The following is an 8,657-nucleotide window of genomic DNA, read 5'->3' on the forward strand; positions in this document are numbered from 1 at the left end:
TCTTATGCAATGAGAACTTTGCCAATGGGGATTACTTATGCAATATGGACAGGAATTGGTGGAGTAGGAGCTACTCTTATTGGAATACTTTTATATGGTGAACATGCGGGATTAAAAAGATTAAGTTTTATGTCATTAATTATAATAAGTATTATTGGATTAAAAATTTTAGTATAAAATAATTAAGAACACTTTTAGACTTTCATCATAGTATTAAAACTGATAATGTTGAATATGGGTAAAAGTTGTAATAGAACAAGTTCAACAACTTGTAGTTTTTGGAATTTTCTTAAAGATAAAGAAATACAGATTATTTAAGATTGTTAATAAATCACTATCTATCTATTTATTTGTTAATTTTTTACTAAAGTTTATATATTAATTTTGTTGTCCCAAGTTGGGACAGCAAGATTATTTCAAAGTTTTTTTTCTTTTATAATTTTTGATACTCATACCTAGATTAACATAAATAAATTGATATTTTAAGTAAACATTTTATTAATTAATCTTTTCTAAAACTTAATAGCTGATTTGAAATCATTATTTGAATGAAGCTATTAAGTTCTAAATATATTTCTACTGTCTTGTTAAGTATACTTTTTGAGACACAAGATGATAAAATTATAATTTCCCATTTTAAGTGTCTCAAAATATATCTCAGCTAAGTGTCTCATAAAGTCTAAATAGTTATAATATACCAATTTAATCAAAAGGCATCTAAAATGGAAATTGGTTATGCAAGAGTTTCAAGTAATGGACAAAATTTACAATCACAAATTGAATTATTAAAAAAAGCAGGTTGTGAAAAAATATTTCAAGAAAAAAGAAGTGGTACTCAAACTGATAAAAGAGTTGAATTACAAAATGCTTTAGATTTTGTAAGGGAAGGAGATTCTTTTATTGTTACTAGGCTTGATAGATGTAGTAGAAGTGTATTAGACCTTTATAAAATAATAGATAAGTTAAATAAGAAGAATGTTTCTTTTAAAGCAACAGAACAAGAAATAGATACTTCAACTAGTTCAGGAAGATTAATGATAGGACTGCTTTCAATTGTATCAGAATTTGAAACAGATTTAAGAAGTGAAAGACAAGCAGATGGAATAGCTTCTGCACTTAAAAGAGGTGTAAAATTTGGAAGATCTGCAAAGTTTGATAATGAAAAAGTACTGGAAGCCATTAAAATGCAAGAAGAAGGTATGAAAAATCAAGATATAGCAGACCATTTTCAAATTGGAAGAAGTACACTTTTAAGATGGATTGCTAAGTATAAGAATATAAATTAACACCAAATTTTTTTCATTATGATATAACAAATAGAAAAAAAGTAATTCTACTAAAAAGGATATAATGATATATAGTTTGTATAGCATTAATACTTAATATAAAGCTAAAATAATTTTATAGTTTTTACAAGTATCATAAGGCATCCATGAAGCTAATGGCCCTATTTGCATAGCAGATTCATTAAAAAGCTCTTTTCTCTCTTCATTACTTAGTTTTAACATTCTATTCATCAATACTCTTTTTCTTGAACTATTTTTAATTAATCGTTAAATAATAAACCTTAATATTTTTTATTTTGTTATAACATGTTGAAAAATATTAACTATACACTTTTAATTGTATAGTTTTGAGTATATTCAAAAATTAACTCTAGTTGTAGCAAGCTTATTGTTAGTAAAAACTGCTCTCAAAGTAAGCAGTTGTTGAACGTTTATTTTGAAAACAAGTCGTCGAAAAGCTACTTATTCCTCTCCAAGTATTTGTTATAGATGATATTATTTAATAGTATCAGTCCATTGATGTCAAGTGCAACCCTAAAATGCACCAATATGTAGTGCAAAAGTACACCACTTAGAAACACCTATTTATTAGAAATATCTAACAATCTGCTTCTCTTTTTTGTTTTAATCTATAGCTTTCTGCTCTAAAATAGTACTCAGGGTAGAAACCACTTTCCGTAATATAGATAGTTTCTATACTTTTTTCTTTTTTATCTAAAGTAGTATTTTTAATTTCAATAAGCTTTGCATCTTGATTAAAATATGCATATGAAATTATTTTATCATTAACAATAGATATTTTATTTCATTTCCAGCAATAATAAATCTTTCTGAAATGGGATTAGATCAACTATATACCAGGATAGTTAAGCATAATAAACTAAAATTGATGAATTTTTATCCTCTCAACTTTTAGCTACTATTATATACAACAATTAGTTATTTTGTAATTAAAATAATGTTATAGGATTAGATAAATATTGTTCAAATTTTTAAACTTTAGAAGATAATGATAAAAGATATCCGGCAAGTATTGCATTAAATGAATATAAAGAATTAGCTAAATTATTTATATATTCTTGTGAGACATTAAAAGTTTTATTTAATAGATAATAACTTTTATATTTTGACTATAAAGATAATGGAAACCTTTTTTATTCATAATCAATATTCTTCATGAATCCTTTCAAATAAAAGTGTAACCTATATTAGTTTTAATAAATTTTAAAACCGCCCTATTCTTTCTTTTATAAGTAATTATCATTGTTTATTTTCTTTAAATGCTTTATTTTAATACACTATTATACACATAATAGTGTATAATATTAGAAATTAAGTCAAAATTGAGGAATTTATATGAATAATCATGCTTTTTCAAATGAAATACGTATGTTTTGGGGCCATTTTAAAAATGAACTAAAACTTACAAATAAATCTAAATACACAATTATTTCATATAGCACTACAATTAATAGTTTTATTGAGTTTGTTGAGCAATATCAAAAAGTTCTTAATTTCACAAATTTAAAAAAAATTGACATTATGAATTTTCTTGAATATAAAAATCTTGTATTAGAGAAACATACTGAATTAGCTATGAGTTCTAAAAAATTATATATTACTCATTTAAAAACATTTTTTTCATTTATAAATGAGAATCTTGATTTAGATATTAAAATTTCTACTATATTTAAAATAAATATTAAGATATCAAAACGAACACCTAAAGGTGTAGAAAAAAAAGATGTCAAAATTTTAGAAGAATATTTAAAAAATTTAAAATTAAATAATTTTTTGAATATAAGAAATTCTTTGTTAATTAAAGTATTACTTTACTCTGGTGCAAGAAGAGGAGAACTAGAGGTTTTAGAAACAAAAAATTTTATAAAAGATAAAGAACTTTATATTATTAATACAGTAGGTAAGGGAGACAAAGAAAGAATTTTGTATATTTCATCTACTTATATAAAAGAAGAATTATCTTACTATATTAGAAATAATATAGAGTATATTGCAACAACAAAATCAGGCAAAATAATGGATGGTTCACAAATCTATAGATCATTAAATAATATTTATAAAAAATTAGGTATAAAGTATAGTGGAGTTCATATTTTAAGACATACTTTTGCTAAAAACATGTTAGCAAAAGATGTAAATATTGTAACAGTAAAAGAGTTATTGGGTCATGCTAGTATTCAAACCACTATGATCTATACTAATCCTAATCAAAAAGAAGTTCAAAAAGCCTATTTAAATACTATTAAATAAGTATAGGTGGTGTTCAAGATTCTCGTATGGTTAATTGTGATATTCTTAAACTCAAATTCCTTATTGGTATTGTCCATTTTACTTGATTTTTTTATTCCCATAAACAGAAGTTTTAATAAGCTATAATTATTTTGAAATACACCTTTAGTTTTAGTTAAAGTTCTAAATTGTCTATGTACTAATTCTATTATATTTGTTGTCTAAATTACTCTTCTTATATCTTCTAGGTATTGGAAATAAACTGTTAAATTTCCCATTTATTCTACAAGATTGAAATACTATAGAATATTTTTTACCCATTTTTCTTCAAGTTTATAAAATTCAAACATCGCTTATACTACTTTTAATCCATCAATTTTAACTCCAAGAACTGTATAAAAAGCTTTAGAAGTATATTTCCATCTTCCTTTACTTTATAATGTATCGTATCAAGGAATACAAATGGATATACATCTTCAAATGGACGAATTTAGCATTCGTATGATTTTATCTTTTACTGCACTTATTGCGGCTTTAGAGAAGCCTAGACAATAAAAATCTTCAATTTCAAAAGAACTTAATGTGGCATTTACTCCACCGATACTTTTACCAGTCAAAATTCCATTTTCAGAGTTATTTAATAAAGAGTCATATTTATTCTCTAAACATGTTTTACCTTTAACTTTAGTTTTTTTATTTTCTGTTTCATATTTACTAATATATCCAATAACTGGTATTATGTATCTTTATATGGATTAACTCTTTTCTCTCCACTTTCATTTATCATATATAATCCATATATTTAATTTCTTTGAATTATAATTTTATTAATAACTACGACTGCATCATGACTTTTTTTGTAAATAAATTTTAAATTTAGTTTAAAATAATATAAAAAAGTGTTATAATTTAATCTATAAAAAATAAAGGGATCTCTAATGATGGAAACAAGATTTAAAACTTATTTATATTCATTTATTATATTTATAATACCTTCTGCTTATTTATTTGCAATTGCTAATGATTTTGAATTAATGGAGATTGCATGTATATTATATTTTATTGGAATAATTTATGTTACTATGTATGAGTATAAAGATAATGAAGAATTTCAGAGATTTCTGGCTAAATGGTTCTAAAATTCTTTATTTGAATTTTTAATTTTATTCTAAATCTTTTGATACGAATTTATTGTCAAAAATTATTTCATATTTTATATTAATTAAAATAATAAAATCAATATAAATTTTTTCAACTTTAGAAGTAGTTAATTCTTTAGATTTTAACAATGAATCCTTTATAAATTTATGTAACTCACTTTCTACTAATAAATACTCTATAATATATTGTGATATCTTTTCTTCTGTTTTACTCAATTCATTATAATAAGAATAATTTAAATTTTTTAAAAAAGCCCACAAATTATTTGCAATTTTAATGTCATTAGTTGTTGATTCTGAATTCTTAATTAAATATTCTCTTATTTCAAGAAGTTCATCTTTAATATATGTATATTTATCCGAAAATATCTCATAACTAATTTGATTAACTAATTCTTTAATTTTATAAAATAGGGACTTAAGTTTTTTATCATCAATATCTAAGTATTCATAATTTACATAAATACAATTATTTAAAGAATTATATAAAATATCCCTTTCTCTTCTATTATTAATCTTAGCGTTTTTTAACATATTAATAAAAGTATTTATATGCTTATATACTAATATATTTTTATAAAATAAATTACAATACTTATATTCTAAGTCACTTATTTGTTTCTCTTTAATAATTTTATATTCATTTGATAAATATCGAGTTAAAGTATTTAAATCATTGAACTTTTTATTTGCTTTAAATAATTCAATATCTAATGTAGTTTTAACAGGGAAATAATATTCTTTCATAGTAAACCTTTTTATTTATAAAAGTTTACATATTTGTTTTGACAGCATTATGTCTGATTACGAATAATGTATTATAATTTAATCTTTTTAGAATACCTTATTTAGATTTTAATAATCTTTAATATTTTGCAATATCTTTTTTTATAATATCATCAATCCATACAGGTTCAATAACCTTTACATTTGGAATCCAATATTTAATTAGTGAAATTATTTCCATTTCATGGGTTATTTTTATTGTTACGATTAATGATCCATCTCTATTTATTGATTCTACAATTTGTGTTGGTGCTAATGGTTTTCTTTCAATAAATTTTGAGATAGATGAATCAATATATAATTTAACAACAAAGGGATCAGTGTTTTCATTAAACCATACATTTATTGAATTTTTTAGAAGTCCTTCTATCTTTGAATTAATTGTAAATAACTCTTCTTTTATTTTAATATTAAAAATACTTTTAAGATAATATTTTTTTATAAAACCATCTTTTGTATCTATTGCAATCAAATACCAAAAACCTTCAAAATTTGCTATTTTTAAAGGATTAACAGTTAGTTCATAAGTTTTATTTTCTTGAAGTTTATATGAACATATAATTTGTTTTTTTTGTTTTATTGCTACTTCTAATTTTTGTATTATTAATAACTTATCATCAATACTTTCCATACTAATTTTTGCATAAATCGGATTACAATCTTCATTTTTAATTCTTGATAGTAAAGATTTAGCTTTTAAAGAAAACATTTTTCCTACATTGCTAAAGATATTTTCCATAATATCTAACACAACTTGTTCCTCAAGAGTTGATGATTTTTCAATTTTAAAACCATCTTGCATTTTCCACATTCTTCCCTTTTTTTCAATCGGAAAAGAAATAAGCCTTTCATTTAAATCTCTTTGTATTGTTCTTGTACTTACATTAAACTCTTCAGCTAAGTTTTTTATATATAAAGCATCTCCATTATATAGTTTAGTTAGTATTGAAACTAATCTAGTGAGTGTTTTATCGTAATCATGCTTATATGCCATTTTATATTATTCTCAATCTATTTATCTATAGCAATAGTCTTAATTACATTATTAATTTCAATAGCTATATTTTTTGTAATAATATTTCTTTTATGCTCATCTACTAAATCAAAAACAATAGGTGTATTAAAAGAATTAAAATCAATTTTTCTCTCTAAATATTTCCAACAAATCCACCATTTTTGATTATTAGATTTATTAGTTGAATGCCATTTAAAATCAGTATTATTCAGTATTTTATTTGATAGATCTTCGAATTCTTTATTTTGTGAAATTTCTTTTCTCTTACCATTTTCACTTACTGTAAATCCATATACAATATTCCAATCTACTTCAATATAGAAAGATAAAGTATATTTGTCATTTATTTTAAATATATCTTTTTTTAATCCAAAATATCTATTATTTTGTTTGTTGTGATAGAAATTTTTAACTTTTTCTTTCAAATCTATTTCTTTAAAATTACCATCAATAAGTTTGAAGTCATGTCCTATACTATTTAATTTTTCTCTCAAAGAAATCCAAAAATCATATTGAACCTGAGCTTTTGCATCTTTTACAGATTCTTCTAAATCTGTTATTAACTTTAAGTTATCATTTTCTAATAATAAATTTTTCAAGGGCATAACTTTTTCCTTATATTTATTTGTAACTTTTTCTACAACTGCAAGATATTGTAATATTGACTCATTTAAATTAGTTATATTTTGAATTTCATGTAGACATACTTTTAACCATTCAATAACTTCAGATCCATAATTAATATTTTTAAACAAAGTAATCTTATCTTCTTTATTATAAATAAGATTTTCTAGGATACTTAAATTATCTAAGCTGTATTTAGACGGCTTTTTTTTATTAATAGATAAATAAATTACAAGAATATCATTATATTGGAGATTTTTATTTTCATCTTTTATTATATTTATATATCTTTTTATTTGATTTTTTTGATCATCTGCATATACTTTATTTTCAATAATAATATGTTTCTGTCCATCAGTTAAATATAAATCTATATTTTGATACTCTAAATTTAAAGAAGATTTATTTACATCAAATTCAAAGTCTTTAATATTTAGAACTTCAAAAAACTTTTCTAAGAACAGAGTACCTTGATAATGCAATCCATCAATGTCTAACATTGAACCTATTACTCTTGAATGTAATCTTACTTCATCATGTGCATTTAAAACAGTTGTTAATAGATTATAATCATTTAATCCACGCTGTTTTTGTTTTGATTGTTTCTCTTTGAAATTTTTTATGTTTTCAAATAAATTAATATAGTCAAAATCTTTGTTTTTTTTCAAGTTTAAATCCTTAGCTAAATTAAAGTACTTATTATTTATTCTAAAATCTAATGAAAGTATTAAATAATTGATTCATTTTATTCTAAAAAAAAACTTAGAGAAAATAATGTCTGCTTTTAAACAAAATAAATATTAATATATATAAGGGTTAGCATTGCCCTGTAATTTCTCAACTCTTTTATTTTTAATTCTTTCCCATTCAGAGATAGGGTCTAATTTATTCCAAGCTTCCATCATTCTACGTTCTTGCTTTGATAACCTAACATTATATTTATCACTCATATAGAAATATATTCTTGAGATATCACCTTTTATATCATCTTTAACGTATGCTCTCTTATCTTTAAAGTTAACTTGAACTTCACATTTACCATATTGACCAATAGTTACTTTATTAGCTGCATATCTATAATTAGACCTATCTCCATTAACTTCTCCGATTGCAGGAACTAAGTTATGCATATCAGCTTCCATAGTTTTAAAAGTCCTATCTTTACTACAAGCTTTTCTTCCTCCATCTTTCCAACATTGTAAATGTTTACCAAAGTTATGTGCAGGCATTACATGTTCCCATTCAACTCTTGTTGCTCTTGTATTTGGTTTACCTGATTTGTAAAACTCTTTTCTTGGAGAATAGTATTGTTCATTTTGAATAATTAAAGTTTTTTCTTTACCTTTAATAGTTTTAATCTCATAAGGGTTATTACAATAAAAAGTATTTTGATTATCAGGATAAATCTTTTTTAATAGAATTTTCTTTGATTTTGAAAAAGATGTTGCATTTGCACTTAATGCAATAATTAGTAGTGTTAATAGTAATTTCAATTGATTATCCTTACTTCATTTATAAATCTATCCATTCCCATAG

9 protein-coding genes are annotated in these 8,657 nt (G+C 22.9%); 4 read left to right on the plus strand and 5 right to left on the minus strand.

The annotated features are described in order from the left end of the window. Window positions 1-9: 9 nt before the first annotated feature. Together ACERKK_RS08330 and ACERKK_RS08335 are read left to right on the plus strand one after the other, a co-directional pair. Entirely contained in the window at window positions 10-177 is a 168-nt protein-coding gene (locus tag ACERKK_RS08330) for a multidrug efflux SMR transporter (RefSeq protein ID WP_373772629.1), read from the plus strand. Window positions 178-722: 545 nt separating this feature from the next. Then, complete coding sequence (locus ACERKK_RS08335; protein ID WP_373772621.1) at window positions 723-1,286, plus strand: recombinase family protein; 564 nt, start codon at window positions 723-725, stop codon at window positions 1,284-1,286. A gap of 93 nt (window positions 1,287-1,379) precedes the next feature. Here the strand turns inward: ACERKK_RS08335 and ACERKK_RS08340 are convergent, their stop codons facing one another. Beyond that, window positions 1,380-1,517 carry a hypothetical protein gene (locus ACERKK_RS08340; RefSeq protein WP_373772622.1) on the minus strand — a complete coding sequence of 46 codons (138 nt, stop codon included), beginning with the start codon at window positions 1,515-1,517 and terminating at the stop codon, window positions 1,380-1,382. Window positions 1,518-2,642: 1,125 nt separating this feature from the next. Between ACERKK_RS08340 and ACERKK_RS08345 the strand changes: the two genes are divergently transcribed. Next, window positions 2,643-3,557 carry a tyrosine-type recombinase/integrase gene (locus tag ACERKK_RS08345; protein WP_373772623.1) on the plus strand — a complete coding sequence of 305 codons (915 nt, stop codon included), beginning with the start codon at window positions 2,643-2,645 and terminating at the stop codon, window positions 3,555-3,557. 917 nt (window positions 3,558-4,474) lie between these two features. Further along, window positions 4,475-4,675 (plus strand): hypothetical protein, encoded by a 201-nt coding sequence (locus ACERKK_RS08350; protein WP_373772624.1) that lies wholly within the window; start codon window positions 4,475-4,477, stop codon window positions 4,673-4,675. Window positions 4,676-4,699: 24 nt separating this feature from the next. On the opposite strand, the gene ACERKK_RS08355 is transcribed toward ACERKK_RS08350, so the two are convergent. The 4 genes from ACERKK_RS08355 to ACERKK_RS08370 all read right to left on the minus strand — a co-directional run bounded on the left by ACERKK_RS08355 (window position 4,700) and on the right by ACERKK_RS08370 (window position 8,614). Beyond that, window positions 4,700-5,443, minus strand: a complete 744-nt coding sequence (locus tag ACERKK_RS08355; protein WP_373772625.1) for a hypothetical protein — start codon at window positions 5,441-5,443, stop codon at window positions 4,700-4,702. Window positions 5,444-5,561: 118 nt separating this feature from the next. Next, window positions 5,562-6,476 carry a helix-turn-helix transcriptional regulator gene (locus tag ACERKK_RS08360; protein WP_373772626.1) on the minus strand — a complete coding sequence of 305 codons (915 nt, stop codon included), beginning with the start codon at window positions 6,474-6,476 and terminating at the stop codon, window positions 5,562-5,564. Between the two features lie 17 nt (window positions 6,477-6,493). After that, on the minus strand, window positions 6,494-7,789 hold the full coding sequence (locus ACERKK_RS08365) for a PD-(D/E)XK nuclease family protein (protein ID WP_373772627.1): 1,296 nt from the start codon (window positions 7,787-7,789) through the stop codon (window positions 6,494-6,496). Between the two features lie 132 nt (window positions 7,790-7,921). Beyond that, complete coding sequence (locus ACERKK_RS08370; RefSeq protein ID WP_373772628.1) at window positions 7,922-8,614, minus strand: endonuclease; 693 nt, start codon at window positions 8,612-8,614, stop codon at window positions 7,922-7,924. Window positions 8,615-8,657: the final 43 nt, after the last annotated feature.

The organism is Poseidonibacter sp., from assembly GCF_041821165.1.
Taxonomy (GTDB): Bacteria; Campylobacterota; Campylobacteria; order Campylobacterales; family Arcobacteraceae; genus Poseidonibacter.

What these genes read in the sequence shown, in the direction of transcription:
- ACERKK_RS08330 (WP_373772629.1), top strand. Translation starts at nt 10, where the DNA reads ATGAGAACTTTGCCAATGGGGATTACTTATGCAATATGGACAGGAATT.
- ACERKK_RS08335 (WP_373772621.1), top strand. Translation starts at nt 723, where the DNA reads ATGGAAATTGGTTATGCAAGAGTTTCAAGTAATGGACAAAATTTACAA.
- ACERKK_RS08340 (WP_373772622.1), bottom strand. Translation starts at nt 1,517, where the DNA reads ATGAATAGAATGTTAAAACTAAGTAATGAAGAGAGAAAAGAGCTTTTT.
- ACERKK_RS08345 (WP_373772623.1), top strand. Translation starts at nt 2,643, where the DNA reads ATGAATAATCATGCTTTTTCAAATGAAATACGTATGTTTTGGGGCCAT.
- ACERKK_RS08350 (WP_373772624.1), top strand. Translation starts at nt 4,475, where the DNA reads ATGATGGAAACAAGATTTAAAACTTATTTATATTCATTTATTATATTT.
- ACERKK_RS08355 (WP_373772625.1), bottom strand. Translation starts at nt 5,443, where the DNA reads ATGAAAGAATATTATTTCCCTGTTAAAACTACATTAGATATTGAATTA.
- ACERKK_RS08360 (WP_373772626.1), bottom strand. Translation starts at nt 6,476, where the DNA reads ATGGCATATAAGCATGATTACGATAAAACACTCACTAGATTAGTTTCA.